This is a genomic window from Janthinobacterium sp. HH104 (assembly GCF_001758715.1).
GTDB classification, from domain to species: Bacteria; Pseudomonadota; Gammaproteobacteria; order Burkholderiales; family Burkholderiaceae_D; genus Janthinobacterium; species Janthinobacterium aestuarii.
Map to the genome: position 1 here is coordinate 23466 of NZ_LRIB01000027.1, position 26096 is coordinate 49561.

Annotated in this window: 28 protein-coding genes; 13 read left to right on the forward strand and 15 right to left on the reverse strand. The window is 62.4% G+C overall.

All coding sequences use genetic code 11. The features are described 5' to 3' along the window. Positions 1 to 68: 68 nt before the first annotated feature. From JAB6_RS09210 to mltG, 8 genes are all read right to left on the reverse strand, one after another. Entirely contained in the window at positions 69 to 992 is a 924-nt protein-coding gene (locus JAB6_RS09210; protein ID WP_034756162.1) for a methyltransferase domain-containing protein, read from the reverse strand. Positions 993 to 1245: 253 nt separating this feature from the next. Continuing rightward, complete coding sequence (locus JAB6_RS09215; RefSeq protein WP_083292623.1) at positions 1246 to 1896, reverse strand: ankyrin repeat domain-containing protein; 651 nt, start codon at positions 1894 to 1896, stop codon at positions 1246 to 1248. 16 nt (positions 1897 to 1912) lie between these two features. Next, positions 1913 to 2692, reverse strand: a complete 780-nt coding sequence (locus tag JAB6_RS09220; RefSeq protein ID WP_034756159.1) for a TatD family hydrolase — start codon at positions 2690 to 2692, stop codon at positions 1913 to 1915. Positions 2693 to 2782: 90 nt separating this feature from the next. Then, positions 2783 to 3415: a carbonic anhydrase gene (locus JAB6_RS09225; RefSeq protein ID WP_070302466.1), complete on the reverse strand. Its 633-nt coding sequence runs from the start codon at positions 3413 to 3415 to the stop codon at positions 2783 to 2785. 56 nt (positions 3416 to 3471) lie between these two features. After that, positions 3472 to 3858 (reverse strand): VOC family protein, encoded by a 387-nt coding sequence (locus tag JAB6_RS09230; protein WP_070302468.1) that lies wholly within the window; start codon positions 3856 to 3858, stop codon positions 3472 to 3474. Between the two features lie 106 nt (positions 3859 to 3964). Further along, complete coding sequence (locus JAB6_RS09235; protein WP_070302470.1) at positions 3965 to 4993, reverse strand: DNA polymerase III subunit delta'; 1029 nt, start codon at positions 4991 to 4993, stop codon at positions 3965 to 3967. A 15-nt stretch (positions 4994 to 5008) separates the two neighbouring features. Further along, entirely contained in the window at positions 5009 to 5650 is a 642-nt protein-coding gene (gene tmk, locus JAB6_RS09240) for a dTMP kinase (protein ID WP_070302472.1), read from the reverse strand. Between the two features lie 24 nt (positions 5651 to 5674). Next, entirely contained in the window at positions 5675 to 6661 is a 987-nt protein-coding gene (gene mltG / locus JAB6_RS09245; RefSeq protein WP_034756592.1) for an endolytic transglycosylase MltG, read from the reverse strand. Between the two features lie 176 nt (positions 6662 to 6837). On the opposite strand from mltG, the gene JAB6_RS09250 reads away from it, so the two are divergent. From JAB6_RS09250 to JAB6_RS09290, 9 genes are all read left to right on the forward strand, one after another. Then, a complete protein-coding gene (locus JAB6_RS09250; RefSeq protein WP_083292624.1) occupies positions 6838 to 7944 on the forward strand; it encodes a folate-binding protein YgfZ in 1107 nt (368 codons plus the stop codon). 7 nt (positions 7945 to 7951) lie between these two features. Beyond that, positions 7952 to 8242: a DUF4936 family protein gene (locus JAB6_RS09255; RefSeq protein WP_070302473.1), complete on the forward strand. Its 291-nt coding sequence runs from the start codon at positions 7952 to 7954 to the stop codon at positions 8240 to 8242. Then, on the forward strand, positions 8233 to 8970 hold the full coding sequence (locus tag JAB6_RS09260; RefSeq protein ID WP_034756140.1) for an NRDE family protein: 738 nt from the start codon (positions 8233 to 8235) through the stop codon (positions 8968 to 8970). The genes JAB6_RS09255 and JAB6_RS09260 overlap by 10 nt, the downstream gene beginning before the upstream one ends. Before the next feature lie 289 nt (positions 8971 to 9259). Further along, positions 9260 to 10267: a LacI family DNA-binding transcriptional regulator gene (locus JAB6_RS09265; protein WP_070302475.1), complete on the forward strand. Its 1008-nt coding sequence runs from the start codon at positions 9260 to 9262 to the stop codon at positions 10265 to 10267. A 19-nt stretch (positions 10268 to 10286) separates the two neighbouring features. Beyond that, positions 10287 to 11783: a xylulokinase gene (gene xylB / locus JAB6_RS09270; protein ID WP_070302476.1), complete on the forward strand. Its 1497-nt coding sequence runs from the start codon at positions 10287 to 10289 to the stop codon at positions 11781 to 11783. Positions 11784 to 11785: 2 nt separating this feature from the next. Further along, positions 11786 to 12736 (forward strand): transaldolase, encoded by a 951-nt coding sequence (gene tal / locus JAB6_RS09275; protein ID WP_070302478.1) that lies wholly within the window; start codon positions 11786 to 11788, stop codon positions 12734 to 12736. A 53-nt stretch (positions 12737 to 12789) separates the two neighbouring features. After that, on the forward strand, positions 12790 to 13725 hold the full coding sequence (locus JAB6_RS09280; protein ID WP_161781521.1) for an ABC transporter substrate-binding protein: 936 nt from the start codon (positions 12790 to 12792) through the stop codon (positions 13723 to 13725). A gap of 83 nt (positions 13726 to 13808) precedes the next feature. Continuing rightward, entirely contained in the window at positions 13809 to 15308 is a 1500-nt protein-coding gene (locus JAB6_RS09285) for a sugar ABC transporter ATP-binding protein (RefSeq protein ID WP_070302480.1), read from the forward strand. Between the two features lie 160 nt (positions 15309 to 15468). Continuing rightward, a complete protein-coding gene (locus JAB6_RS09290; protein WP_034756126.1) occupies positions 15469 to 16479 on the forward strand; it encodes a hypothetical protein in 1011 nt (336 codons plus the stop codon). A gap of 74 nt (positions 16480 to 16553) precedes the next feature. Here JAB6_RS09290 and JAB6_RS09295 read toward each other — a convergent pair whose 3' ends face one another. Next, complete coding sequence (locus JAB6_RS09295; protein WP_070302481.1) at positions 16554 to 16979, reverse strand: GNAT family N-acetyltransferase; 426 nt, start codon at positions 16977 to 16979, stop codon at positions 16554 to 16556. Positions 16980 to 17048: 69 nt separating this feature from the next. Continuing rightward, complete coding sequence (locus tag JAB6_RS09300; protein ID WP_070302483.1) at positions 17049 to 17849, reverse strand: helix-turn-helix domain-containing protein; 801 nt, start codon at positions 17847 to 17849, stop codon at positions 17049 to 17051. Positions 17850 to 17974: 125 nt separating this feature from the next. Between JAB6_RS09300 and JAB6_RS09305 the strand changes: the two genes are divergently transcribed. Next, positions 17975 to 19171: an FAD-dependent monooxygenase gene (locus tag JAB6_RS09305; RefSeq protein WP_070302485.1), complete on the forward strand. Its 1197-nt coding sequence runs from the start codon at positions 17975 to 17977 to the stop codon at positions 19169 to 19171. 73 nt (positions 19172 to 19244) lie between these two features. On the opposite strand, the gene JAB6_RS09310 is transcribed toward JAB6_RS09305, so the two are convergent. The 3 genes from JAB6_RS09310 to JAB6_RS09320 all read right to left on the reverse strand — a co-directional run bounded on the left by JAB6_RS09310 (position 19245) and on the right by JAB6_RS09320 (position 21936). Next, positions 19245 to 20243 (reverse strand): NADP-dependent oxidoreductase, encoded by a 999-nt coding sequence (locus tag JAB6_RS09310; protein WP_070302487.1) that lies wholly within the window; start codon positions 20241 to 20243, stop codon positions 19245 to 19247. A gap of 84 nt (positions 20244 to 20327) precedes the next feature. Then, positions 20328 to 20630, reverse strand: a complete 303-nt coding sequence (locus JAB6_RS09315) for a Dabb family protein (RefSeq protein ID WP_070302488.1) — start codon at positions 20628 to 20630, stop codon at positions 20328 to 20330. 127 nt (positions 20631 to 20757) lie between these two features. Beyond that, positions 20758 to 21936, reverse strand: coding sequence for an acetyl-CoA C-acyltransferase (locus JAB6_RS09320; RefSeq protein ID WP_070302490.1), 1179 nt, complete (start codon positions 21934 to 21936; stop codon positions 20758 to 20760). A 228-nt stretch (positions 21937 to 22164) separates the two neighbouring features. On the opposite strand from JAB6_RS09320, the gene JAB6_RS09325 reads away from it, so the two are divergent. Further along, positions 22165 to 23865, forward strand: a complete 1701-nt coding sequence (locus JAB6_RS09325; RefSeq protein WP_070302492.1) for an MFS transporter — start codon at positions 22165 to 22167, stop codon at positions 23863 to 23865. Positions 23866 to 23953: 88 nt separating this feature from the next. Here JAB6_RS09325 and JAB6_RS09330 read toward each other — a convergent pair whose 3' ends face one another. Beyond that, entirely contained in the window at positions 23954 to 24157 is a 204-nt protein-coding gene (locus JAB6_RS09330; RefSeq protein WP_070302494.1) for a hypothetical protein, read from the reverse strand. A 116-nt stretch (positions 24158 to 24273) separates the two neighbouring features. Beyond that, positions 24274 to 25212, reverse strand: coding sequence for a LysR family transcriptional regulator (locus JAB6_RS09335; protein WP_070302496.1), 939 nt, complete (start codon positions 25210 to 25212; stop codon positions 24274 to 24276). Positions 25213 to 25322: 110 nt separating this feature from the next. Between JAB6_RS09335 and JAB6_RS09340 the strand changes: the two genes are divergently transcribed. Beyond that, entirely contained in the window at positions 25323 to 25562 is a 240-nt protein-coding gene (locus tag JAB6_RS09340) for a DUF2798 domain-containing protein (RefSeq protein ID WP_070302497.1), read from the forward strand. A 98-nt stretch (positions 25563 to 25660) separates the two neighbouring features. After that, positions 25661 to 26059 carry a VOC family protein gene (locus JAB6_RS09345; RefSeq protein WP_070302499.1) on the forward strand — a complete coding sequence of 133 codons (399 nt, stop codon included), beginning with the start codon at positions 25661 to 25663 and terminating at the stop codon, positions 26057 to 26059. The last annotated feature ends 37 nt before the right edge of the window (positions 26060 to 26096 follow it).

Below are 26096 nucleotides of genomic sequence, written 5' to 3' on the forward strand. Positions count from 1 at the left end.
AATATACCCTGAATGGACAAACGCCGCAGGACGAAATCGCTGCGGCGTTGCCTTTACGTTAATGACACTCAGGCGTAGACGGCGTTCTGCGTAACAGGCTGCAGGTTCACGTCATAGATCACCTGCGCGCGGATCGATGTTTCCAGCGAAGGAATCGAGCCGCCGGCGCGGTACTGGAAGCTCACTTGCAGCACGTCGCCCGCCTTCACGGCGACCGGCGTGGCCAGCGGCAAGCACATGTAGTGGTTCAGCCAGTCGATCGTGGTCGAGCGCTCGGGCACGACGGCCAGGATGTTCTTGGTAACGAAACGCAAGGCATTCAAGGTGCCGCTGCGCTCGACGACGAACTTGCCGTCGAAGCCGAAGACGCTGTCCGTCGGCTGGCTGAAGTCGATGATGCTGTACACGGAAGGCGGCGCCAGCTCCTGCACGCCAGGGTGGATGGCCGTGGTCTCCTGGAATTGCACGATGGGCGCATAAAAGCCCTCGAAATCGTATTCCTGCTGCATCGGTTGCACGGCCATGATGACGGCTTCGGGCAGGAAGATGGGCAGCGGGCCGCCAAAGCGGGCCAGGTAGCGGCGCTTGAACGATTCGATCACTTCCACCTGCTTTTCGCGCAGCATGCCCACATGGATCATTTCACAGATGACCACGTCGACGGGCTCGGGCGGCAGGTATTCGAAGGCGTCCGCGTGGACGACCTCGACTTTTTCACCGTTGGGATTGAGCGCCAGCATCTTGCGCGCTTCCTTGACCATGTCAGGATTGAACTCCACGCACCACACCTTGTCGGCGCGTGCGGCCGCAAACCACGACAGCACGCCCGTGCCGCCGCCCAGCTCCAGCACTTTCATGCCAGGCTTCACCGCGTAATCGATCGCCGACTTGAACCCGTGCATGCGGTTCTGGTCCATCAACATATTGTGGTGGTAATGGACGGGGATAAATTGCCCCAGATAACAACTCTCGATTTCTCGTTCATTCAGCATGTCTGTCCTCTTGGAGTCTGGCTCCGATGGCCGATCGGTTTTGTCATTCCAGAAAGCAGTGTTATCGCACGGGCTGCGCGAGGGGCGGCGACAAACCAGCCGGCGCCTGACGTTGATGTGATTGCCCATGCGAAAAATCTCCTGATTAATGCGACACGATCATTATCGTTAATCGGCACGGAGAACAAAGGGCTGAGCTGAGAGGCAATTCCATGCCAATTTCAGCGCTGGCATGGAAAATATTGCCAGAAGATTACTTGCGGGCTGCGCGCGCCTTCTGTGCCGCTTCGATGATGGCAACCACACCCGGCTTGTCGCCGGCCTGGGCGAACTGCGCGGCAGTCCAGCCATGGTCGCTTTTCAGGCTGCCGTCCGCACCCCAGGACAGCAGCAGCTTGACGGCGCCCTCCTGTCCCTCGCGGGCGGCAAACATCAACGGCGTGACGTTGGCGGGCGCACGCGCATCGACGACGGCGTCGCGGTCGAGCAAGATCTTCATGATCGGCAGGTCGCCCGCCGAAGCCGCATAGTGGAGCGCCGTCCAGCCGCTCTGGTTGACCTTGGCGCCCTTGGCCAGCAAGGCTTCCACGGCATCCTGCTTGTGTTTATAGGCGGCCATCATCAGCGCCGTGTTGCCGTTGGCCGAACGGGCTTCGATGTCGATGCCGGGTGCGTCTAGCAGCACCTTGAAAACCCGGTCCGCATCGTCGCGCAAGGCCAGCACGAGGGGAATGTCGCCGCGCTGCGCGTCGGGCTGGTTCGGGTTCATGCCCTCGGCCAGCATGTCGCGCACGCCGCTGGCGTTGTTGACGGACACGGCACGGAAGAAGGCGTCCGGTTCCGGTGCCGCGTGGCTGGCGCTAGCGCAGCACAGCAGCATCGCCAGCGCGAGTTTTTTCATCATGTCTGACCTTAAGAAGTTATGGCAACTGATTGAATAACTTGAAGAAATTGTCCGTCGTCTGGCGCGCCACCTGCTCCAGTGGGATGCCTTTCAGGGTCGACAGGTATTCCGCCACGTGGGCCACATAGCCCGGTTCGTTCATGCGGCCGCGGAACGGCACGGGCGCCAGGTACGGCGAATCCGTCTCGATGAGGATGCGTTCGAGCGGCACTTCCAGGGCCACGGCTTGCAAATCCTTGGCGCTCTTGAAGGTGACGATGCCGGAAAACGAAATATAGAAACCCATGTCGATGGCGGCGCGCGCCACTTCCAAGGATTCCGTAAAGCAATGCATGACGCCGGCCACGCCGCCGTCGGCCACGCCAGCGCCCTCTTCGCGCATGATGCGTATCGTGTCTTCACTGGCCGCTCTTGTGTGAATAATCAAGGGCTTGCGCGTGATTCTTGAAGCTTTGATGTGAGTTCTGAAACGCTCGCGCTGCCACTCGAGGTCGCCCGTCAAACGGAAATAATCGAGGCCCGTCTCGCCGATGGCGATGATCTTCGGGTGGTCCGCCAGGCGGACCAGATCTTCCACGGACGGTTCAGGCGTGTCTTCGTAGTCGGGATGCACGCCGACGGAGGCAAAGATATGCGGATACTGCTCGGCAAGGGCCAGCACCTGCGGAAAGTCCGGCAAGTCGACGGACACGCACAGGGCGTGCGTCACCTTGTTCTCGGCCATCTTGGCGAGGATCTCGGGCATGCGAGCGGCCAGCTCGGGGAAATTGATATGGCAATGGGAATCGATATACATAAGGCGGGATTGTACCGGAGGGAGCAAAAACTGGCAGGGGAACGGCGGCGGCGCGTCCCCTGCCGGGGCGGTTCGGAGGCTTGCAGCCGATTACATCTGCGAGGCAGGATGTTCCGCGAGCGGGACGAAGTTGCCGGTCGACTCGTCGAGCGCGTCGAGGGAACCGTTCTCGATGTCGTACACCCAGCCGTGCAGGGTCAGCCGGTGTTGCGCCATGGCCAGCGCCACCGAAGGATGGGTGCGCAGGTTATTGAGTTGCGCGACCACGTTGGCGCGCACCATGCCATCGATCCGCGACTGTTCCGTCGGATGGTCGACCGATTCGTTGATCATGCGCGCCGCATCGGCATGGTGCAGCCAGGTGCGCACGGCCGGCATGTGGTCGAGGCAGGCACAGGTGGCGATCGCCTTCATCGCGCCGCAATCGGAATGGCCGCAAATGACGATGTCGCTTACATTCAAGGCGGACACGGCAAATTCAACCGTGGCGCTCACGCCGCCCGGTTCCGGGCCATACGACGGCACGATGTTGCCCGCGTTGCGGATCACGAAAAGTTCGCCGGGCTCGCGCTGCGTCACCAGTTCCGGCACCATGCGGCTGTCCGAGCAGGAAATGAACAGGGCCTTCGGGGTTTGTCCCGTGGCCAGGGTCTTGAACAACTCGCGGCGCTCAGGAAAAACCTCTTTTTGGAAGCGTAGGAATCCAGCAATAATGTCGCGCATAATAAATAGGGATCGTTATCTGAGCCGGTATTATCGCTGAACGAGGCAGGTTCCGCCTACTGCCCCTGTGGCGGCTGCCACAGCTCCACCTTGTTGCCCTCGGGATCGATGACCCAGCCGAACTGGCCATATTCCGAATCGGGCGCCTTGTCCAGCACCGTGCAGCCTTCATCGCGCAAGGCTTGCAAAAGCGCATCGAGGTCGTCGACCCGGTAATTGATCATGAAGGAAGCCTTGCCAGGCAGGAATTGCTCGCTGTCCCTGGCCGCCACCGACCAGATGGTGGTACCCGCCGTGGGCTGGCCGTCCGCATCCGTCCAGCTAAAGGCGGCGCCGCCCCACGGCTGCACGTCCAGGCCCAGGTGGCGCTTGTACCAGGCGCGCAGCGCGGCTGGGTCTTGCGCCTGGAAAAAGATGCCGCCGATGCCAGTGACTCGTTTCATGCACGCCTCCATTGCTGTCCAGTGCCTTGACTGTAACACCAGGGGCCAAGCGTGGCAAACGACACAAAGAGAAGTTACATTAAATCAGCAACGCAAGCACTTGATTTTATTGGCAACTGGAAGCGTAATCGAGCAGCATATCTTCGAGGAACAGCTTGGGCGACAAGGGGTGCTCGGCAATCGCCCGGCGCTCGTTCGCCGCCTTGATGGCGGCCATCAGACGGCTGACGTTGATGCGTCCTGCCAGTGCTTCCAGTTCGCGCCGGTGGCGCGGGTAGTAGCGGATGGTGCCCGACAATTTGACGGAAAACACATCGTACAGCCAGCGCTGGAGCGATGCCACCAGCGGCGCCAGCGGCGCCTTCTGCAATTTGTCGGCAGCCTTCAGGGCCGCTTCCACGCCAGGGTTGGCCAAGACTTGCAGCAATTGTTCCGTTTCCTCGCGGCCGCCCGATTCGGACTGGGCCAGCGCGGCCAGCGGTGCGCCGCCCTGCTCGCGCAGCCAGCTGTCCGCATCGTTCAAGCCTTGCTGCTTGAGCCACGTCAAGGCCTGCTCGTGGCTGGGCATGGGCAGCGCAAATTTCCTGCAGCGCGACAGAATCGTCGGCAGCAAGCGGTCCAGGCTGTTCGAGGCCAGCAGGAACAAGGTGCCCGGCGGCGGCTCTTCCAGCGTCTTCAGCAAGGCGTTCGACGCGGGCGTGTTCAGCGCCTCGGCCGGGTACAGCACCACCACGCGCAAGCCCTGGCGGTGCGTGGAGATGTTCATGAAGTCGGCCAGGTTGCGGATCTGCTCGATCTTGATGTCTTTCGACGGCGTCTTGGTCTTGGCGCTTTTCTTCGCGCCTTCGCCCTCTTCGCCGTCGTCGGCCACCTCGTCTTCCAGCGCTTCCGGACGGACCCGCCGGTAATCGGGATGGTTGCCCTGGCTAAACCAGCCGCACGAGGCGCAAGCGCCGCAGGCATGGCCGTCGGCGCGCACGTCTTCGCACAGCAGCGCTTGCGCAAAATGCTCGATGAAGTCGGCCTTGCCGATGCCCTGCGCGCCATGGAACAAAATGGCGTGCGGCATGCGCGGGCGCAAGGCTTGCAATTGCTGCCAGGCGTCTTGTTGCCACGGATAGAGAGAACTGGTCATTTTATTCTTTGTAAATCAGCGTGTTACAGAGCTTTGTTCGAGCAAAATATCAAGTAATTGCGCAAGTTGCACTTGGATGTCGGCAATGCTTTGCGTGGAGTCGATGATGCGGAAGCGTTCCGGGAACTGGGCCGCGCGGCGCAGGTACTCGTTGCGCGTGGCGGCAAAGAAGTCCGATCGCTCCTGCTCGAACTTGTCGAGCGCGCGCGTGGCGTCCAGGCGGGCGCGGGCCACGGCCAGCGGCACGTCAAACAGGAAGGTCAAATCCGGCTGCAGATGCGGATGCACCCACGCTTCCAGCGCTTCCATCTTGCCCAGGTCCATGCCGCGGCCGCCGCCCTGGTAGGCGAAGCTGGCATCGCTAAAGCGGTCGGAAATGACCCACTCGCCCCGTTCCAGGGCGGGTGCGATGACTTGCGCGATGTGTTCGCGGCGGCTGGCGAACATCAGCAAGGCTTCCGTTTCCAGATGCATTTTTTCATGCAGCAGCAGTTCGCGCAGCTTTTCGCCCAGGCTGGTGCCGCCCGGTTCGCGCGACGAGACGAGGCTCACGCGCTTTTGCCGCAGGTAATCGGTGACAAAGCCGATATGCGTCGACTTGCCCGCGCCATCGATGCCTTCGAAGGTGATGAAGCGGGGTTGATAGTGTTGTGTCATGAAACTCTTAATCTTGTGATGATATTAACGCTGATACTGGTTCACGGCGCGGTTATGGTCGGGCAAGTTGGCCGAGAACTGGCTGGTGCCGTCGCCGCGGGCAACGAAATACAGCGCCTGCGTGCGGGCCGGCGCCAGCGCCGCCGTCAACGATTGCGCACCGGCCAGGGCGATCGGCGTGGGCGGCAAGCCGCCGCGCGTGTAGGTATTGTACGGGGTGTCCGCTTCCAGGTCGCGTTTGCGGATCTTGCCCTGGTAATTATCGCCCATGCCATAGATTACGGTCGGGTCCGTCTGCAGCAGCATGCCCGTCTTCAGGCGGTTGACGAACACGCCGGCGATCATGGCGCGCTCGGACTTTTGCCCCGTTTCCTTTTCCACGATGGAAGCCATGATCAGCGCTTCGTACGGGTTTTTATATGGCAAGGCCGGATCGCGCTTGTCCCACGCTTCGGACAGGCGGCCGATCATGGCCGTGTGCGCCTGCCTGAAAATCTGCATTTCGCTGGCGCCCTTGGCGAACAGATACGTGTCGGGGAAGAACAGGCCTTCCGGCAGCACATATTCGGGGCTGATCTTCGCCATCAGTTCCTTGTCGGACAGGCCCACGGTATCGTGCTTGAGTCCCGGGTGGTTGGCCATGGCCAGGCGCATCTGCTTGAACGTCCAGCCCTCGATGATGGTCAGCGACTCTTGCGCGAACTCGCCGCGCGCCAGCTGCGTGATCAAACGCTGCGGCGTCGTGCCCGGTTTCAACTCGTAGGAACCGGCCTTGATCTTCGAGGTCTTGCCTTCGATGCGCGCCAGCATGTTGAACAGGATGGGCACGATGGGCACGCCCGCGTCCGCGATCTGCTGGCCGGCCGCATGCGCGCCACTGCCCGGGCTGATCGTAAACGGGATCGCTTCGCCGTCCGTGGTGATGGGCTGCTGCGCCCAGTACACAAAAGTACCGCCGACGCCGATGGCGGCGATGACTGAACTGACTACAAGTTTTTTAAAGAAAGCCATTGTTCCGATTCTTGTGATGCGCCCGCTGGCGAGCAGCGCGCGCTTGTTATGATCGTTCATTTGTGAAGCAAGTGCGCGCAAAGCGGCGCCAACACTGGCAATCTTGCCGCTGCCGACGCAATTTGCGCGACATCACTATAATGAACCCGTAATGATAATGCTTAATCGCTGATCTAATGGAAATTATGAATAACTGGAATCAATTTTTAACCGCTCAAGGCGCCCGCCCCGTTGCCGCCGATGGCACGCCTGACGGCACCGCAAACTCCCCTGTCGCCGATTTCGGCCAGTCCCTGACAGTGGCCCAGCTGCAAGAAGGTTTTGTCGCAGCCATCACGGACCAGGGCTTGATCGGCTTGAACGGCGACGATGCAGCCAGTTTCCTGCACGGCCAGCTGACCAACGACGTGGAACACCTGAACCAGGAGCAAGTGCGCCTGGCCGGCTACTGCACGCCGAAAGGCCGCTTGCTGGCCAGTTTCCTGATGTGGCGCAACGCCACCACCATTTATCTGCAATTGCCGCGCGCCATACAGCCGGCCATTCAGAAGCGGCTGCAGATGTTCGTGCTGCGCGCCAAGGCCAAGCTGCACGATGCGTCCTTTGATGAAACGAACCAGATCGTCCTGGGCCTCGGCGGCCAAAGGGCCAGCGCGGCCCTGTCCGCCTGGTTCCCGGCGCTGCCCGCCACGCCGTTCAGCAAGGTCGAGCACGCGCTGGGCACCTTGCTGCGCGTGGCCGATGCGTTCGGCAGCGCCCGCTATGAATGGCTGACGTCGGCCGCCACGGCACAGGACGTGTGGCCGCAGCTGGCCGAAACTCTCGCCAAGGGCGGCAATGACGCCTGGCAATTGTCCGAGATCCATGCGGGCATCCCGCAGATCACGGCCGCCACGCAAGAGCAGTTCGTGCCGCAAATGGTCAACTTCGAGCTGCTGGGCGGCGTCAATTTCAAGAAAGGCTGCTACCCGGGCCAGGAAATCGTCGCGCGCAGCCAGTACTTGGGCAAGCTCAAGCGCCGCACCACCCTCGTCAGCATCGCCGATCCCTCGGTAGTGGCCGGCGGCGAACTGTTCGCCGTCAGCGACCCCGAGCAACCGTGCGGCATGGTCGTCAACGCCGCGCCGAACGGCGTGGGCGGCATCGACGCCCTCGTTGAAATGAAGCTGGGGGCGATCGAAGAAGGTTCAAGCGCCGCCGGCGCCGTGCGCTACGGCTCGGCCCAGGGCGCTGCCGTGCAATTCCTGCCCATGCCTTACGTGCTCGACGCACTCGACTTGTGAGAATGCCATGAAAGATCTGTACGTTTACTATCAGGTAAAAGAAGAGCACGCCCAGGCGCTGGAAGCCCGGGTCCGCGCCATGCAGGCGAAACTGGCGGCCGCGTCCGGCGTGGCGCCGCAGCTGAAGCGCCGTCCGGAAGCCAAGGATGGCTTGCAGACGTGGATGGAAATCTACCCTGTCGTCGGTGAAGGTTTTACGGAGCTGCTGGCCGGCGCATCCGACGAAGCGGGCTTGCTGTCGTTGACGGCTGGCGCGCGCCATACGGAAGTGTTCATGGATTTGCCTCCATGTGCCTGATCGTTTTTGCCTGGAAAGTCAATCCGCACATCCCGCTGATTGCCGCCGCCAACCGCGACGAATTCTATGAACGCGCCAGCGCCCCCGCCGGCGCCTGGCCCGAACATCCGCAAGTGTATGCGGGCCGCGACCTGCAGGCGGGCGGCAGCTGGATGGGCATCACCCAGGCCGGCGGCGGCAGCTCGCGTTTTGCCGCCATCACGAATATCCGCAGCCCGCAAGACCGCAACCCGGACGCCCCCTCGCGCGGTGCCCTGGTGGCCGACTATTTGGCCGGCAATATGTCGCCGCAAGACTACATCGCGCAAATCCGCCCCGGCAGCGGTGCCTACAACGGTTTCAATCTGGTGCTCGGTGACGCCGATACCCTGATCTGGTTTTCCAACCGCGGTGATGGCGATGCGCGCAATGGCCAGCCTTTGGAACCGGGCATCTACGGCCTGTCGAACGCTCTGCTCGACGCGCCGTGGCCGAAGGTCCTGAAGACCAAGGCCCAGTTCGCCAGCCTGCTGTGCCAGGGTGCGCCCGATGAAGCGTATTTCGACATGCTGGCCGACACCACGCGCGCGCCCGACTTCCGCTTGCCGGACACAGGCGTGCCGCTCGACCTCGAGCGCGTGCTGTCCGCCGTCTGCATCGAAACGCCGGGCTACGGCACGCGCACGTCCACCGTCGTGAAACTGTTCCCGGACTCTCCCGGCGAACTGCATGAGCTGGTGATTCAGTAGGTCCGGTAGGTCGGGGTAGGTCGGGTTAGCGCGCAAGCGCGTAACCCGACACCACCACCACACTCAACCGGCATCACGGTCCCCAACGTCGGATTACGCGCGCCTGCGGCGCGCTAATCCGACCTACGCCCGCTTCCCGACTCGCATCAAAAAACCTCTATCCATCCGCTCGCATAAAAAAGAAAGCGCTTGCGCAAGCGCTTTCTTTTGTTTACGATAGATTCAAACGCGGCGACACAGCCGTACTCAATCGCAGCACACAATAATAATAAAACCATCAGGAGACACCATGGCCACCATGGAAGATGTAGCGCGGGCGGCGGACGTATCGCTGTCGACCGTCTCGCACGTACTCAACGGCACCCGCAAGGTCAGCCCGAAAACCGTCGCCGCCGTCAACGCGGCCATGCAGCAGATCGGCTATGTGCCGAACATGCTGGCGCGCGCCCTCGCCGGTTCCTCTTCTGGCACCATCGGCGTGGCCATTTCCGCCTTCACCAATCATTACTTCAGCGAAACCGTGCGCGCCATCGAGGCGGCCTGCACGCGCCATGGCTTGATGATGCTGTTTTCCGATACGCATGACGATCCCGAGCAGGAACTCAAAGTGGTGCAGAACTTGCACCAGCGCCGGGTCGATGGCATCGTGCTGGCGCCGTCGGGCGACACGCACCACCGCACGCTCGACTATTTGACCAGCAACAAGATCGCTTCCGTGCTGGTCGACCGCATGTCGGCCCAGCCGTTCGACCAGGTGGGCGTGGAAAATATCGAGGCGACGGCCGGACTGGTCGGCCACCTGATCACCGTCCACGGCCACCGCCGCATCGGCTTCATCGCGGGCGCGCCGGGCTTGTCCACGACGGACGAGCGTATCGACGGCTACCGCCTGGCCTTGCAGCGCGCCAATATCGTTTTCGATCCAGCGCTGCTGCGCTCGGGCGACTCCAACCTCGAGCGCAGCGGCGCGGCCACGCGCGAATTGCTGGCCCTGCCCGCCGGACAGCGTCCCACGGCCATCGTTGCCGGCAATAACCTGATGACCATCGGCACCATGCACGCCTTGCGCGACGCGCACATTGCGGTACCGCAAGACGTGTCCCTGGCAGGCTTCGATGATTTCGACTGGGCCGATTACTTCAGCCCCCGTTTGACGGTGATGGCGCAGCCGCTCGAAGAGCTGGGCGCCATGGCCGTCGACCTCTTGATCGACCGCATCGCCAACCCGGGCCGCGCCAGGCACGTGCAGCGCTTGTCGCCGACCCTGCGCGTGCGCAATTCCTGCGGCTGCCCCTGACCTTTTACAGTAAATCAACATGCATCCAGCGATTTCCCTCGGTATCGATCTCGGTACTTCCGAACTGAAAACCGTGCTGATGGACAGCATGGGCACGGTATGCGGCCAGGCTTCCGTGCGCATCGATACCAGCCGCCCGCAGCCGGGCTGGTCCGAACAAGCGCCGCAAGACTGGTGGGCCGCCTGCGTCAACGCGCTGGGCCAGCTGCGCGCCGGCTGGCCGCAGGAATACGCGCGCATCGCCTGCATCGGCCTGTCGGGCCAGATGCATGGCGCCGTACTGCTCGACAGCAACGACAACGTGATCCGTCCCGCCATCCTGTGGAACGATGCGCGCGCCGAAGCCGAAGCGGCCAGTCTGGCGCGCGAATATCCCGCCTATGCGGACGTGACGGGCAGCCTGCCCATGGCAGGCCTGACGGCGCCGAAACTGCTGTGGCTGCAAACGCACGAGCCTGACGCTTTCAATGCCATCGCCTGCCTGCTGTCGCCCAAGGATTATCTGCGCCTGCAGTTGACGGGCAACAAGGTCACCGACATGTCCGACGCGGCCGGTACCCTGTGGCTGGACGAGGCCAAGCGTGCCTGGTTCGCTCCCATGCTGGCCGCCTGCGGCTTGATGCCGGAACAGATGCCGGCGCTGGCCGAAGGCGATGGGGCCACGGGCACTGTGCTGGCCGCCGTGACAGACAAGCTGGGCTTGCCTTCGGACGTGGTGGTGGCAGCCGGCGGCGGTGACAATCCTGTCTCGGCCGTGGGCATTGGCGCCGTCAATGGCGGCGACAGTTTTATATCACTGGGCACCAGCGCCGCCATCGTTTCCGTGACCGAAGCGCCTTTGGGCAACCCGGCCGGCGGCGTGCACAGCTTTTGCCACGCCCTGCCCGGCCGCTGGTATGCGATGGGCGCGATCCTGTCGGGCGCCAGCTGCCTGCGCTGGGCGACCGGCGTGCTGGGCCAGCCCGACGAGGCAGCCCTGCTGGCCCTCGTGGAAAGCGCCCTGCCGCTGGACAGCGCCATCGCGCCGTCCGCGCCCCTGTTCCTGCCGTATCTGTCGGGCGAGCGCACGCCGCACAACGACCCGCAAGTGCGCGGCGCTTTCTTGCAACTGGGCCATGACAGCACGCCGGCGCAGCTTGGCTATGCCGTGCTCGAAGGCGTGGCCTTTGCCTTGCGCGACGCCATGGCGGCCGTCACGTCGACGGGCGCCGTCGTTCCCCACTGCATGCTGGTGGGCGGCGGCGCGCGCAGCCAGTATTGGGCACAATTGCTGGCCAATGTGCTGGGCCGCGAGATGCGCACCCTGCACAACAGCGAACTGTCGGCCAGCCTGGGCGCGGCCAAGCTGGGCTTTGCCGCCATCGGCAAGCGCCAGTTGCTGGCCACCAGCTTGCCCATCAAAAACACTTTCCTGCCCGATGCCGCGCACAGCGCAGCCTTGAGCATCCGTTACGGCCGCTACCGTAGCCTGTTTCCCGCCGTGCAAGCCTTGCACCAACTCAGTGATAAGGAATAGTAATGAATCAGCTGCAACAACTAAAACAGTACAGCACCGTCGTCGCCGACACGGGCGACTTCCTGCAACTGGCGCGCTTCGCGCCGCAGGACGCGACCACCAACCCCTCGCTGATTTTAAAAGCCGTGCTGCAGCCCGATTACGCGCCATTGCTGGAAAGCACGGTCGCTGCGCACAAGAATGCGTCGCTGGACGATATCGTCGACCAGGTGCTGGTGCGCTTCGGCCTGGAGATCCTGAAAGTGGTGCCGGGCCGCGTATCGACGGAAGTCGATGCCCGTTTGAGCTTTGACCGCGACGCCACCGTGGCCCGCGGCCGCCGCCTGATTGCCCTGTATGAAGCGGCTGGCGTCAGCCGCGAGCGCGTGCTGATCAAGGTCGCCGCCACCTGGGAAGGCATCCAGGCGGCGCGCGAACTGGAAAAAGACGGCATCTTTTGCAACCTGACCCTGCTGTTCGCGTTTTGCCAGGCCGTCGCCTGCGCCGACGCGAAAGTGCGCCTGATTTCGCCATTCGTGGGCCGCATCTACGACTGGCATAAGAAATCGATGGGTGCGGCATGGGACGAAGCGGCGCGCAGCCTGTCCAACGATCCAGGTGTACAGTCGGTGACGCGCATCTTCAATTACTACAAACAACATGGCATCGCCACACAAGTGATGGGCGCCAGCTTCCGCAACGTGGGGCAGATCACGGCCCTGTCCGGCTGCGACTTGCTGACCATCAGCCCGGACTTGCTGGCGAAACTCGAAGCATCCGGCGTGCCATTCGAGCGCGCCCTGGGCGCCGACCTGGGCGCCGCGCAGCCGGCCGTCACGTATGACGAGGCGTCTTTCCGCTACGCCTTGAACGACGACGCGATGGCGACCGAAAAGCTGGCTGAAGGCATCCGCGGCTTTGCCGTCGACGCGGGCAAGCTGGACGCCATGATCGAGAAATTACGCAATCAATAAGTTTCACCCGTAGCACCGTTTGTTTTTCACAATAAAAACCCTTGGAGATCCTCATGAAAAAAGTCATTACCGCCTCCCTGTTGCTGTCCGCCGCCTGTGGCGCTTTCGCCGCTGACAAACCGCTGAAATCCATCGGCGTGAGCGTGGGCGACCTGGCCAACCCGTTTTTTGTCGCCATCGGCCGCGGCGCGGAAGAAAGCGCGAAAAAACTGGGCGGCCCTGGCGTGAAAGTCACCACGGTGTCCAGCAAGTATGACCTGAACACCCAGGTGGACCAGATTGAAAACTTTATTGCCAACAAGACCGACATCATCATCCTGAACGCCGTCGATTCCAAGGGCATCGCCCCTGCCATCAAGAAAGCGCGCAATGCGGGCGTGGTCGTGATCGCTGTCGACGTGGGCGCCGTTGGCGCTTCGGCCACCGTGATGTCCGACAACACCATGGCGGGAGACGTGTCGTGCGCCTACCTGGCCAAGCAGATCGGCGGCAAGGGCAATGTCGTGATCCTGAACGGCCCGCCGGTCACGTCCGTGATCGACCGCGTCAACGGCTGCAAGAAAACCCTGGCCGCGTTCAAGGATATCAAGATCCTGTCCGACAACCAGAACGCGGGCGGCAGCCGCGACGGCGGCATGACCGTGATGTCGAACTTGCTGACGGCCTATCCGAAGATCGACGGCGTGTTCGCCATCAACGATCCTACCGGCATCGGCGCCGAACTGGCGATCAAGCAAGCGAAGCGCACGGACGTCAAACTGATCACGGCCGTCGATGGCGCGCCCGATGGCCAGAACGCCCTGAAAAACAAGGCCGGCCTGTTTGCCGCCACCTCGGCGCAAAACCCGTACCGCATGGCCACCGACGCCGTGCAAATGGGCTACGACATCATGAATGGCCGCACGCCAAAACAAACGATGGTGCTGTTGCCGACCCCGGCCATCACCAAGGAAAACGTCGCCACCTACACGGGCTGGGTAAAGAACTGATCTGCCTGACCTGAACCACGTGTTGCCCGCCCCGGCCCCGGGCCAAGGGCGGGCAACAGTTTCAAAAGCAAGGAAGGACAGTCATGAGCGACAATATTATTTTTGAAATGCGCGGCATCGAGAAGCGCTTTGGCGCCACGCGCGCGCTACGCGGCGTGCACCTGACGGTGCGCAGCGGCGAAATCCATGCCGTGATGGGCGAAAATGGCGCTGGCAAAAGCACCCTGATGAAAATCCTCTCAGGCGTGTACACGCCGGACGCGGGCGAGATCATACTCGACGGTAAACCGATCCGCATCCGCAACCCGGGCGAGGCACGCGCGCTGGGCATCAACCTGATCTACCAGGAACTGAGCGTGGCCAAGAACATGACGGTGGCGCAGAACGTCTTCATGGGCAGCGAGCCGAAAGGACCATTCTTTACCGTCAAGGCCGGCGAAATGCGCGCGCGCACGAACGCCATCCTGGCCGACCTCGGCTCCCGTTTCGATGCCGACACCATGGTCTCGACGCTGTCGATCGCCGAGCAGCAGCAGGTGGAGATCGCCCGCGCCCTCGTGCACGAAAGCCGCATCCTGATCATGGACGAGCCCACTGCCGCCCTGTCCGACCGGGAAACAGAACAATTATTCCGCATCATCGAAGAGCAGCGCGACAAGGGCCTGGCCGTGCTGTACATCAGCCACCGCATGGCCGAGGTGGAGCGCCTGGCGCGCCGCATCACGGTGCTGCGCGACGGCGCCTATGTGGGCGAGCTGGGCAAGGATGAACTCGATCAAAAGAAAGTCGTGCAAATGATGGTGGGCCGCCCCGCCGACGACTTTTATTCGCACCAGCGGCGCACCACGCGCGGCGCCGAACGCTTGCGCGTGGAAAACGTGGGCGGAGGCAAGGTCAAGCCTGCCTCGTTCACCCTGCATGCGGGCGAAGTGACGGGTCTTGCCGGCCTCGTCGGCGCGGGCCGCACGGAACTGGCGCGCCTGATCTTTGGCGCCGACAAGAAGCAAACGGGGCAAGTGTGGCTCGACGGCCAGGAAGTGCACATCCACCGGCCGCTGGCAGCCATCCGCCACGGCATCGGCTACCTGCCCGAAGACCGCAAGAGCCTGGGCCTGTTCATGCAATTGTCGGCCATGGAAAACATGTCGATGAATATCCTGTCCAAGCATGCGACGGCGGGCGTCGTCAACCGTGGCGCCCTGACCCAGCTCACGCGCGAGGCGATAGCCAACCTCAACGTGAAAGTGTCGGGACCGGACGGCATCGTCGGCGGCCTGTCCGGCGGCAACCAGCAGAAAGTCTTGCTGGCGCGCTGGCTGGCCATCGCACCGAAAGTGCTGATCCTCGACGAACCGACGCGGGGCGTGGACGTGGGCGCGAAGAGCGAAATCTACAAGATCATCCACCAGCTGGCGGACGCGGGCACGGCCGTGCTGTGCATTTCCAGCGAACTGGCCGAGCTGGTCGGCATCTGCGACCGCGTGATGGTGATGTGCGAAGGACGCATGACGGGCGAAGTGACGGGCGACGATATCACGCAGGAAAACATCCTTGCTTATGCCACCCATCTGGAAGCGGCATAAGAACGCACAACAAAACCTACTGCGCGTCGCGGGTCGCGGTTTCCGATGCTCACTGTGCATTCGCACAGTTCCGCTTCTCAACCACAACTCGCTTCCGCTCGCTACGGTTTTGTTAGGCGTTCCAAGAATAGTATTAGCATAATCATTCAGGAGATAAACCATGACAACGAGTACCACCAGCGGCGCTGCGCGCGCCGGCGAACCCTTCAATGCCTCAAACCTGATGCGCCGCCTGGGCATGCTGCCCGTGCTGGTGGTGCTGTACCTGGCCATGTATGGCCTGACCGTGTATTTCTCGGCCGACGGCACGTCGACGTTCATGACCAGCAATAACACCATGAACATCTTCCGCCAGGTGTCGATCAACATCGTGCTGGCATCCGGCATGACTTTCGTCATTCTGACCAGTGGCATCGATCTGTCCGTCGGTTCCGTGCTGGCCGTCTCGGCCGTGGCGGGCATGCTGATGTCGCTGTCGGCCCAGTTCGCCGGCTTTTCGATTCCCACCTTCCTCATCGTCGGCCTGCTGCTGGGCGCGCTGAACGGCGTGCTGGTCGCTCTCGTCGGCCTGAACCCCTTCGTGGTGACTTTGGGCACCATGACGGCCCTGCGCGGCGCCGCCTACCTGCTGGCCGACGGCACCAGCGTGCTGAACACGGAAATCCCTAGCTTTGAATGGATGGGCAACGGCAGCTTCCTGGCCGTGCCCTGGCTGATCTGGCTGGCCGCGGCCGTGGTGCTGCTGACCTGGTTCATCCTGCGCAAAACGACACTGGGCCTGCATATCTACGCTGTCGGCGGAAATATCCAGGCGGCACGTTTGACCGGCATCAAGGTTGGCCTCGTCCTGATGTTTGTCTACACGATCAGCGGCCTGTTCGCCGGCCTGGGCGGCGCCATGTCGGCCAGCCGTCTGTATGCGGCCAACGGCAACTGGGGCACGGGCTATGAGCTTGACGCCATCGCGGCCGTCGTGCTCGGCGGCACCAGCCTGATGGGCGGCGTGGGCTCCGTCTGGGGCACCGTCATCGGCGCCCTGATCATCGGCGTGATGAACAATGGCTTGACGATTTTGGGACTGTCGTCGTTCTGGCAGTATGTGGCCAAAGGTGTCGTGATCGTGCTGGCGGTGATCCTTGACAAATGGCGCCAGTCGCACGCGCAAAATTAAAATCCGGGGTCAGACCCTCAACACCGCTAACGCAAAGCTCTGCGCCAACGTTATCGGGGGTCTGACCCCAGCACTTAAAACTGCAAGCGCATCTCCACATGCGCAATCCCCGCCTCTTCAAACTGTTCCCCCTGCTGCACGAAACCGTGGCGCGCATAGAATGGCGCGGCCACGGTTTGCGCGTTCAAGACCACCGCCGCATCGCCGCGTTCGCGAGCCTTCTGCATCAGCAAAGTCAAAATGGCACCGCCCACGCCCGTGCCGCGGCCCGGCTGGCGCACGGCCATGCGGCCGATGTGGCCGTCTGGCAATAGCCGGCCCGTGCCGATGGCGGCACCAAAGTCGTCATAGGCAACGGCATGCAGGCAGACGGCATCCATGTCGTCGAGTTCGATCTCGGCCGGCACTTTCTGTTCATCGACGAAGACTTCAAAACGGATGGCGGTAGCGTCAGGGCCCAGGGTGGCCCAGTCGCCGAGGCGGATGGTGTGCTTGGTCATGGGTGTACGGTAATAAGAAACAGGCCGCCATTGTCGCACGGCCTGCCACACCTTGGCAGCCGGTGCGGCTCAAGCGTTCGATTTCAGGTAACGTCCAGGTGTTTCACCGAGTACCTTGCGAAACATGACGACAAAATTGCTCGCGTTCTCGTAGCCCAGGCCCTCTGCGACATGCTGGACCGTGGCGCCCCTGGCCATCCATTGCAAGGCGAGCAGGATATGCAGTTGCCTGCGCCAGCGTCCGAAACTCATGCCGCTTTCCCGGGCCACGAGGCGTGACAGCGTGCGCGCACTGATGCCCATCCGCTGCGCCCACGATTCGATGTTGCCGGGATCGGACGGACGCGCCATGATCCACTCTACCAGTTTGCGTAGCCGCTTGTCTGTCGTCAGGGGAAGATGAACCTGGCCGGGCTGCGCCAGCGCCATTTCGTCGAGAAGCAGTGTCATCAGTCGTGACGCCATGCCGCCCTCTTCATAGCGCATCGGCAATGCCGCTGAACGGATCACCAATTCACGCAGCAGCGGCGTGGTCGACAAGGTGCAGCATTCCCGCGGCAAGGCGTCGTCCACCGCAGGGTCGACATACACGACATAACAATCGACCGTGCCGGCCCCATCCATTCGATGTTGTGTGCCGCCGGGGACCCAAATGGCGCTTCCAGGCGGCACCAGCCAGAAGCCGCCGTCCACCTCGCAGGTGAGCACACCGCGCATCCAGAGCAGGAATTGGCCTTTTCGATGCTGATGAAAATCCCTCTCCTTGCGGCTATCCATCTCGCGGCCAACGGCGCCAAGCGTGACAACAGGCCTTGGCACGCAGTCGGGATCTTCCCAGTCGCTGGACGAGTCGTCGCTGAAAACAGGCATCGGGCACCTTTCAAGGGTCAGAATCAGTGGCAAGAATTCAATATAACATGGCCTGTTGGCTCATTGTGACCAACACGTGGCGCGCCTAAGATGGGCGCTGACATCACAACCACGAAAGCTGTCATATGGAACAAACGAAGAAAATCCTGATCTGCGGCGGCGGCATCGCCGGCCCTGCGTGTGCCTGGTGGCTGACCAGGTACGGCTACTCCGTGGTGCTCGTCGAAAAGGCCGGCGCGCTCAGGGTCGGCGGGCAGAACGTCGATGTGAAGGACGCCGCGCAGCAGGTCATCAAGCGCATGGGTTTGACGGAACAGGTCGAGGCACGCGACACGCTGGAATGCGGACAGAAGTGGCTCGACGCGGCCGGCAAGGTGGTGGCTGTTTTTCCCAAAGGTAGTATCGGTGGACTGACCTGCGATTTCGAAATCCTGCGCGGCGATTTCGCCCGTATCTTGTTCGATGCGACCCGCGGCACTTGCGAATACCGTTTTGGCACGTCCGTCAGCGGCGTTGAAGAGATTGAAAATGGTGTGCGGGCAACCTTTGCCAATGGCACGGCAGAGGACTTCGCGCTGGTGATCTGCGCCGACGGCGTGAGCTCGCCGACCAGAGACCTGGCGCTGGCCGCTGAAACGCGCATGCGTTACCTCGGCGCCTACATGGCGTTTTTCAACATTCCCCGGCGGCCGGAAGACGACTTCTGGGCCTGCTCCGTCAACGGCATAGGCGGTACGATGATCAACCTCAGGCCAGGTGGCTTGACGGACACTACCGTGCTGATGACCTTTCCAGCCGCTGAGCCTGGTGTGCGGAGTCCGACGGCGCCATCGCCACGCGAGATGCTGCGCACGGCGCTGGCAGGCCGGGGCAAGGTGGCCGATCGTATCATCGCCGAGCTGGATACCGTCCAGGACTTCTACTTCGGACCGATGAGCCAGGTGCAAGCATCGACCTGGTCAAAAGGCCGGCTGGTCTTGCTGGGCGATGCGGCGCACTGCCCGACGCCATTCACGGGCAAGGGCACGGCGCTGGCGCTGGTGGGAGCCTACGTGCTGGCAGGGGAAATCAAGAGGTGCGCGACCCACACCGAGGCTTTCGAGGCATACGAACGCATCCTTCGCCCGTATGCCGAGCGTACACAGCAGGAGCTCAGCCCTCGTCTCATCCGGCTCATGCACGTGCGGACGCGGTTCGGCATAGCCATCGCGCATCTGCTGCAACGGTGCGTCGGCAGCGCCCTGATCCAGTCGCTGTTGCAAGCGAACGCCAAGACCAGGGCGCGCAGGATCGACGAGGATTTCACGCTGCCGATCTATTGAAAGCATTGCTGTGCTACCGGGCGCAGCCGGGCAAGGAACTGGCGGCGCGCTCGGTCATTTCAAAACAGCCCGCTTACAACTTCACCAGCTGCTTGCCGAAGTTGCGCCCTTTTAAGAGGCCGATGAACGCTTCCGGCGCGCTGGCCAGGCCATCGGCCACGGATTCGCGGAATTTCAGCTTGCCCGTCGCCACCAGGCTGCCCAGTTCCGCCAGTCCCTGCGGCCAGAATTCCGGCTGCTCCGAGACGATGAAGCCGCGCACGGTCAGGCGGTTGGTGAGGATCAGGCGCGCATTGTCGAGCGGCGTCGGTTCGCCGTTGTAGCCGGCGATCCAGCCGCACACGGCCACGCGGCCAAACGCATTGGTACGCGCCAGCGCCGCATCGAAGATCGCGCCGCCCACGTTTTCAAAGATGGCGTCGATGCCGTCGGGCGTCGCCGCCGCCAAATCGGCCTCCAGATTGCCCGCCTTGTAGTCGACGCAGGCATCGAAACCCAGTTCCTCGACAACATAGCGGCATTTCTCCGCCCCGCCCGCGATGCCGACGACACGGCAACCTTTCAATTTCGCCAGCTGGCCCACGACGCTGCCCACGGCGCCGCTGGCGGCCGACACGACCACCGTTTCGCCCGCCTTCGGCGCCATGATCTGGTTCAAGCCATACCAGGCCGTCATGCCCGGCATGCCGACGGAACCGAGGTAAGCCGAAGCAGGAATGTGTGTCGTGTCGACCTTGCGCAGCATCGTGCCGTCCGATACAGCCACTTCCGTCCAGCCCAGGGTACCCACGACCATGTCGCCCACGACGAACTTCGGATGCTTCGACTCAAGCACGACGCCCACCGTGCCGCCGATCATCGTTTCATCGAGCGCCTGCGGTGCCGCATAGCTTTTATTGGCACTCATGCGCCCGCGCATATAAGGGTCGAGCGACAGGTACTGGTTACGCACCAGCAACTGGCCATCCGTGATGGCGGGAATCTCTTTCGTTTCCAGGCGAAAATGTGCCGGCTGGACTTCCTCATTGGAGGCGGGGCGCGAGGCGAGGACGATGCGTTGGTAGGTGGTCATGGTGCTCCTTGACGATAGAGAAGATCAGCGGAAGGCTGGGGTCAGACCCGCCGGGTCTGACCCCGGGTGTCTGTTGCGTAACGACTAAATCTCGTAATCCATACATTGCCGCGCTTCCCGCACCGCCCCAAAGAACGGCTTGATTTTCACGTGCTCGGGATGGTTCTGGTAAGCATCGAGCGCTTCGCGGCTGGCGAATTCGCTGTACAGGACGATGTCGTAGGTCGCTTCCAGGCCCGGCTGGGCCACGGCCGCTTCGAATTTCAGGATGCCGGGCACCAGGCCGGAACAGGAATCGAGCAGAGCTTTCAGTTTCAATGCGTTCGTGGCGCGGTCGGCGCCTTCGGCGTGGTCTTTGAGTTTCCAGAAAACGATGTGCTTGATCATGGTGGCAGGCTGCTTGTTTATTAATGAAGCATTACTGTAACCGCTATCGGCGCGCCTTGCAGGAACCGGGCGCGCAATGCAAACGGGCGGCTCTGGAAGCCGCCCGCTGACTGGGTTCACGCAAACATCACAGCACTTCGAACAGCCCGGCCGCGCCCTGCCCGCCGCCGATGCACATGGTCACCACCACGTATTTGACGCCGCGGCGCTTGCCTTCGATCAAGGCGTGGCCCGTCAGGCGGGCGCCCGACACGCCGTACGGATGGCCGACGGCAATCGCGCCGCCGTTGACGTTCAGGCGGTCCATGGGGATGCCCAGGGTATCGGCGCAATACAGCACTTGCACGGCAAACGCTTCGTTGAGTTCCCACAGGCCGATGTCGGCGACAGTCAAGCCCGCCTTTTTCAGCAGTTTCGGAATCGCGTAGACGGGGCCGATGCCCATTTCATCGGGTTCGCAACCGGCCACGGCAAAGCCGCGGAAGATGCCCAGCGGCTGCAAGCCTTTCGCTTCGGCCACTTTCGCATTCATGACGATGGCCATGGACGCGCCATCGGAAAACTGGCTGGCATTGCCGGCGCTGATGACGCCACCAGGAATGGCGGGGCGGATCTTCGCCACGCCGTCGTAGGTCGTGTCGGCACGGATCCCTTCGTCGGCGGCAATCGTCACTTCGCGCGACACGAGCATGCCGCTGGCCTTGTCGGCCACGCCCATGATGGTGGTCATCGGCACGATTTCCGCGTCGAACAGGCCGGCGGCCTGGGCGCTTGCTGCGCGCTGCTGGCTTTGCGCGCCGTAGGCATCCTGGCGCTCGCGCGAAATCTGGTAACGCTTGGCCACGGTTTCGGCCGTCTGCAGCATGGGCCAGTACAGTTCCGGCTTGTGCTGCTGTAGCCAGACTTCGCGGTACATATGCGTATTCATTTCGTTTTGCACGCAGGAAATCGACTCCACGCCGCCCGCCGCATAGATATCGCCTTCACCGGCGATGATGCGCTGCGCCGCCAGGGCGATGGCCTGCAAGCCCGACGAGCAGAAACGGTTGACGGTCATGCCGGCCGTCGTCACGGGACAGCCGCCGCGCAAGGCCACCTGGCGCGCAATATTGCCGCCCGTCGCGCCTTCGGGAAAGGCGCAGCCGACCAGCACGTCTTCCACTTCCTCCGCCTCGATGCGCGCGCGCTCGACGGCGGCCGCCAGCACGTGGCCGCCCAGGGTGGCGCCATGCGTCATGTTGAACGCGCCCTTCCAGGACTTGGCCAGGCCCGTGCGGGCGGTCGATACGATGACGGCTTCATTCATGCTGTGTCTCCTTGTGGGCATATTATTGGGTGGGGTATCTGCGGAATGAGAATAGCACATTTAAGTACGGTCGTTCGCAAAGTTCTGCCGGACTTCGATTTGTAAGCTTGGTGTAAGTTTCAAGCAAGCATGACGTAAGGTTCGGAGAACACACTCGCCTCCAGCTGTTGCAAGAATGGTCAAAAAGACCGCGGCACCAGTTCACTATAAAACATAGGGAGACAAACCATGGCATCACCATCCGGCTCGGCCGACGTACGGAAAACTTCGACCAAGGGAACGCCGATTACGCCCGAGGAACGCAAGGTCATCTTTGCGTCCTCGCTCGGCACCGTTTTTGAATGGTACGATTTTTATCTGTACGGTTCGCTCGCTTCCATCATCGCCAAGCAATTCTTCATCGGCGACCCCACCACCACCTTCATCTTCGCGCTGCTGGCCTTCGCCGCCGGCTTCATCGTGCGTCCATTCGGCGCGCTGGTCTTCGGCCGCCTGGGCGACATGATCGGCCGCAAGTACACCTTCCTGATCACCATTCTGATCATGGGCGGCTCCACCTTCATCGTCGGCTTGCTGCCGGGCCATGCGTCCATCGGCATCGCCGCACCGATCATCCTCGTCATCCTGCGCATCCTGCAAGGCCTGGCGCTGGGCGGCGAATATGGCGGCGCAGCCACCTATGTGGCCGAGCACGCGCCTGAAGGCAAGCGCGGCGCGTTCACGGCGTGGATACAAACGACGGCCACCCTGGGCTTCTTCCTGTCGCTGATGGTCATCCTGGGTACCCGCCTGGCGACCGGCGAGAAGGATTTCGAAGCGTGGGGCTGGCGCATTCCCTTCCTCGTCTCCGTCATCCTGCTCGGTATTTCCGTGTGGATCCGCCTGGCCATGAATGAATCGCCGGCGTTTTCCAAGATGAAGGCCGAGGGCAAGACCTCGAAAGCCCCGCTGACGGAAGCGTTCGGCCAGTGGAAAAACCTGAAGATCGTCATCCTGGCCCTGATCGGCCTGACCGCCGGCCAGGCAGTCGTCTGGTACACGGGCCAGTTCTACGCCCTGTTCTTCATGATCCAGACCCTGAAAGTGGACCTGGCAACGGCCAACGTGCTCGTCGCCATCGCCCTGCTGCTGGCCACGCCGTTCTTCCTGTTCTTCGGCAGCCTGTCCGACCGCATCGGCCGCAAGTACATCATCCTCGGCGGCTGCCTGATCGCCGCGGCGACCTACTTCCCGATCTTCAACGGCCTGACCCACTTCGCCAACCCGCAGCTGGAAGCGGCTCTGAAGAACTCGCCAGTGGTGGTCGTGGCCGATCCCGCTTCCTGCCACTTCCAGTTCAACATGACGGGCACGAAGAAATTCCCATCGTCGTGCGACATCGCCACCGGCTTCCTGTCGAACAGCTCGGTGAACTACACGAAGGAAGACGCACCGGCCGGCAGCATCGCCAAGGTACGCATCGGTACGAAGGAATTCACGTCGTTTAACGCCGTCATGACGCCGGACGGCCTGAACTTCGATGCGGACAGCAAGGCCAAAGAAGTGGCGCTGAAGAAAGAACTGGGCGCCGGCATCAAGGAAGCGGGCTACCCTGCGAAAGCCGACCCGGACCAGATCAACAAGCCGATGGTCGTCTTGCTGCTGTTCATCCTGGTGCTGTACGTGACCATGGTGTACGGCCCGATCGCCGCCATGCTGGTGGAAATGTTCCCGACGCGTATCCGTTACACCTCGATGTCCCTGCCCTACCATATCGGTAACGGCTGGTTCGGCGGCTTGCTGCCGACCACAGCCTTCGCGCTGGTGGCTTTCAAGGGCGATATCTATTACGGCCTGTGGTATCCGATCGTCGTCGCCCTGGCGACTGTCGTGATCGGCACCCTGTTCGTCAAGGAAACGAAGGACAACAATATCTACGCCGACGACTGATACGGCGCAAGCCCCGGCCGCAAGGCCGGGGTCCGCAAAGCAAAACGCCGCTGACTGGTCAGCGGCGTTTTTTTATACGGCGGCAAGCTTATTTGTCGCTCTTGCCCTTTTTCAGCTGGTCGCGCTGCTGCACATATTCCTGGTAACTGGTCTGGTTGCGCTTGCGGCAGGCATTGCGGTCGTCGAAATTATTGAGGCTATTGCAGTACTCGCCGATCTTGTCCCGGTTCGCGTCATACAGTACTTCGCAGCCGGTCATCGCCAGCAAGAAGGGAACGATCAGATATTTCATTGCTACTCTCATGGATAAGAACGGGATTGCGCCAAAAAACACCAGATTGCCCGCTGGATAAGCAAGCAGCTTTATCTTAACGCGATCCCGGCGGAAAGTACAAGCGCTCGGTATTACTAAATGGAAAGGATTCCCGGCGCAACGAGCTGACCGGCGCTGGCATCCTCGTTCAACAGCGGATTTCCAGCGGCGAACGCCGCCAGGTGCTCGAGCAGCACGCGCACGCGGGCCGGCAGATAGCGCCGCTGCGTCCACACGGCGTACACGTGACGCGGCTGCGGCATCCAGTCGGGCAGGACGCGCACGAGGCTGCCACTGGCCACTTCGTCGCGGCATTGCAGAAGCGGACACAGCAGGATACCAATGCCCGCGTCGGCCATCTCCACGGCCAGGCGCATTTCATTGACGCGCAGGCGCGCCTGCGGTTCGATCACCATTTCGGCGCCGTCGCCGGGCCGGCGCAAGCGCCAGCTGCGCAGCGGCTCGGCCACGATCAGCTCGTGCTTTTCCAGTTCCTGCAAGTCGCGCGGCACGCCGGCGCGCGCCAGGTAGGCTGGCGCGGCCACCATCACCAGCGAAGCGCTGCCCAGCCGGCGCTGCATCAGCGAGGAATCGTCGAGCGCGCCAACGCGGATGGCCAGGTCGGCGCCGCTGCCCACCAGGTCTTGCAGCAGGTTCGACAGCTCCAGTTCCAGGCGGATGTCCGGGTACTTCTGCATGAAGCTGACCCAGGCCGGCGTCAGCAAGCCGCTGGCGAAGTTGACGGGCGCCAGCACGCGGATGCTGCCCGAGACGGCCGACAGGCTGGCGTCGAGCTGCTGCGTCGCCTGCCGCAAGGCGTGTACCAAGGGACGGCATTGCTCATAGTATTGCCAGCCTTCCGCCGTCGGCTGCAGGCGGCGCGCGCTGCGGTTGAGCAAGCGGTAGCCGAGCTGGCTTTCCAGCTTTTGCAGCCGGCGCGTGACGGTAGCGGCGGGCAAGTCTTCCTTGACGGCCGCCGCATGCAGGCTGCCCGCCTCGACAATGGAGACAAACAGGGCTAAATCATCAAGCATGATTCGTCGAGCATGATTGCATTTTCGGAATTTGAAATTAAAAATATGGCTCTAGTATAGATTGCTGCAAGTTGTTACGCTGCCATATCTTCACACTTTGAAAGTGCTCCATGTCCGAAGCCCTGCGTTTGCGCTGCGTATTTGCCTTCCTGATGTCGCTGCTCATGACCCTGCTGATGAGCGCCTGGGTCACCTGGCTCAATATCGGCCTGCAGGCCGATTTCCTGCCCCGCTGGCGCCATGCCTTCTTTGCCGCCTGGCCAGTGGCCTTCTGCGCCGTGATGCTGTTCGCGCCCCGCGTGCAGCTGATGAGCCGCAACATCGTGGCCCGGCTCGCCAGCAGCGCTTGACCGGCAGTCGTCCGCCGGCAGTACCACTCGGTCACTCCCGCCCACGGCCGCCCTGATCCGGGCTATGCTATGACCGTCTTCTTTACCGCGGAGTGCCCATGCTCGATCACGTTTCCCTCACCGTCAGCGACCTGGAACGCGCCGAGCGCTTCTATGACGCCGTCTTTGCCGCGCTCGACGTGCCCAAGGTGGGCAGCGACCATGCCAACGCCTGGATAGGCTATGGCGAGCGCAGCGACGCGCAGCATCCTGAGCGCAGCTACTTTTCCGTGCGACTGGGCCCGCAGCCCGACGACGCGCCGCGCCGCCATTGCTGCTTCAAGGCTTCCTCGCGCGCGGCCGTGGAAGCGTTCTGGCGGGCGGGGCTGGCGCACGGCGGCATCGACCTGGGCGCACCGGGCCTGCGCCACTATCACGCCAGTTATTACGCGGCCTTTTTGTTCGATCCGGACGGCAACCGCATCGAAGCCGTCTGCCATCGCGCCGACGCCAGCTGACAGGACGGGAAATCCGGCTCTGTTCGGCATTTCCACT

Excerpts from the sequence above, each read along its gene's own strand:
- JAB6_RS09225 (WP_070302466.1), bottom strand. The coding sequence starts at position 3,415 with ATGCGCGACATTATTGCTGGATTCCTACGCTTCCAAAAAGAGGTTTTT.
- tal (WP_070302478.1), top strand. The coding sequence starts at position 11,786 with ATGAATCAGCTGCAACAACTAAAACAGTACAGCACCGTCGTCGCCGAC.
- JAB6_RS09335 (WP_070302496.1), bottom strand. The coding sequence starts at position 25,212 with ATGCTTGATGATTTAGCCCTGTTTGTCTCCATTGTCGAGGCGGGCAGC.
- JAB6_RS09255 (WP_070302473.1), top strand. The coding sequence starts at position 7,952 with ATGAAAGATCTGTACGTTTACTATCAGGTAAAAGAAGAGCACGCCCAG.
- JAB6_RS09300 (WP_070302483.1), bottom strand. The coding sequence starts at position 17,849 with ATGCCTGTTTTCAGCGACGACTCGTCCAGCGACTGGGAAGATCCCGAC.
- JAB6_RS09345 (WP_070302499.1), top strand. The coding sequence starts at position 25,661 with ATGCTCGATCACGTTTCCCTCACCGTCAGCGACCTGGAACGCGCCGAG.
- tmk (WP_070302472.1), bottom strand. The coding sequence starts at position 5,650 with ATGACACAACACTATCAACCCCGCTTCATCACCTTCGAAGGCATCGAT.
- JAB6_RS09250 (WP_083292624.1), top strand. The coding sequence starts at position 6,838 with ATGGAAATTATGAATAACTGGAATCAATTTTTAACCGCTCAAGGCGCC.
- JAB6_RS09235 (WP_070302470.1), bottom strand. The coding sequence starts at position 4,993 with ATGACCAGTTCTCTCTATCCGTGGCAACAAGACGCCTGGCAGCAATTG.
- JAB6_RS09265 (WP_070302475.1), top strand. The coding sequence starts at position 9,260 with ATGGCCACCATGGAAGATGTAGCGCGGGCGGCGGACGTATCGCTGTCG.
- JAB6_RS09210 (WP_034756162.1), bottom strand. The coding sequence starts at position 992 with ATGCTGAATGAACGAGAAATCGAGAGTTGTTATCTGGGGCAATTTATC.
- xylB (WP_070302476.1), top strand. The coding sequence starts at position 10,287 with ATGCATCCAGCGATTTCCCTCGGTATCGATCTCGGTACTTCCGAACTG.
- JAB6_RS09290 (WP_034756126.1), top strand. The coding sequence starts at position 15,469 with ATGACAACGAGTACCACCAGCGGCGCTGCGCGCGCCGGCGAACCCTTC.
- JAB6_RS09315 (WP_070302488.1), bottom strand. The coding sequence starts at position 20,630 with ATGATCAAGCACATCGTTTTCTGGAAACTCAAAGACCACGCCGAAGGC.
- JAB6_RS09325 (WP_070302492.1), top strand. The coding sequence starts at position 22,165 with ATGGCATCACCATCCGGCTCGGCCGACGTACGGAAAACTTCGACCAAG.
- JAB6_RS09220 (WP_034756159.1), bottom strand. The coding sequence starts at position 2,692 with ATGTATATCGATTCCCATTGCCATATCAATTTCCCCGAGCTGGCCGCT.
- JAB6_RS09310 (WP_070302487.1), bottom strand. The coding sequence starts at position 20,243 with ATGACCACCTACCAACGCATCGTCCTCGCCTCGCGCCCCGCCTCCAAT.
- JAB6_RS09260 (WP_034756140.1), top strand. The coding sequence starts at position 8,233 with ATGTGCCTGATCGTTTTTGCCTGGAAAGTCAATCCGCACATCCCGCTG.
- JAB6_RS09330 (WP_070302494.1), bottom strand. The coding sequence starts at position 24,157 with ATGAAATATCTGATCGTTCCCTTCTTGCTGGCGATGACCGGCTGCGAA.
- JAB6_RS09305 (WP_070302485.1), top strand. The coding sequence starts at position 17,975 with ATGGAACAAACGAAGAAAATCCTGATCTGCGGCGGCGGCATCGCCGGC.
- JAB6_RS09280 (WP_161781521.1), top strand. The coding sequence starts at position 12,790 with ATGAAAAAAGTCATTACCGCCTCCCTGTTGCTGTCCGCCGCCTGTGGC.
- mltG (WP_034756592.1), bottom strand. The coding sequence starts at position 6,661 with ATGGCTTTCTTTAAAAAACTTGTAGTCAGTTCAGTCATCGCCGCCATC.
- JAB6_RS09230 (WP_070302468.1), bottom strand. The coding sequence starts at position 3,858 with ATGAAACGAGTCACTGGCATCGGCGGCATCTTTTTCCAGGCGCAAGAC.
- JAB6_RS09295 (WP_070302481.1), bottom strand. The coding sequence starts at position 16,979 with ATGACCAAGCACACCATCCGCCTCGGCGACTGGGCCACCCTGGGCCCT.
- JAB6_RS09215 (WP_083292623.1), bottom strand. The coding sequence starts at position 1,896 with ATGATGAAAAAACTCGCGCTGGCGATGCTGCTGTGCTGCGCTAGCGCC.
- JAB6_RS09340 (WP_070302497.1), top strand. The coding sequence starts at position 25,323 with ATGTCCGAAGCCCTGCGTTTGCGCTGCGTATTTGCCTTCCTGATGTCG.
- JAB6_RS09285 (WP_070302480.1), top strand. The coding sequence starts at position 13,809 with ATGAGCGACAATATTATTTTTGAAATGCGCGGCATCGAGAAGCGCTTT.
- JAB6_RS09320 (WP_070302490.1), bottom strand. The coding sequence starts at position 21,936 with ATGAATGAAGCCGTCATCGTATCGACCGCCCGCACGGGCCTGGCCAAG.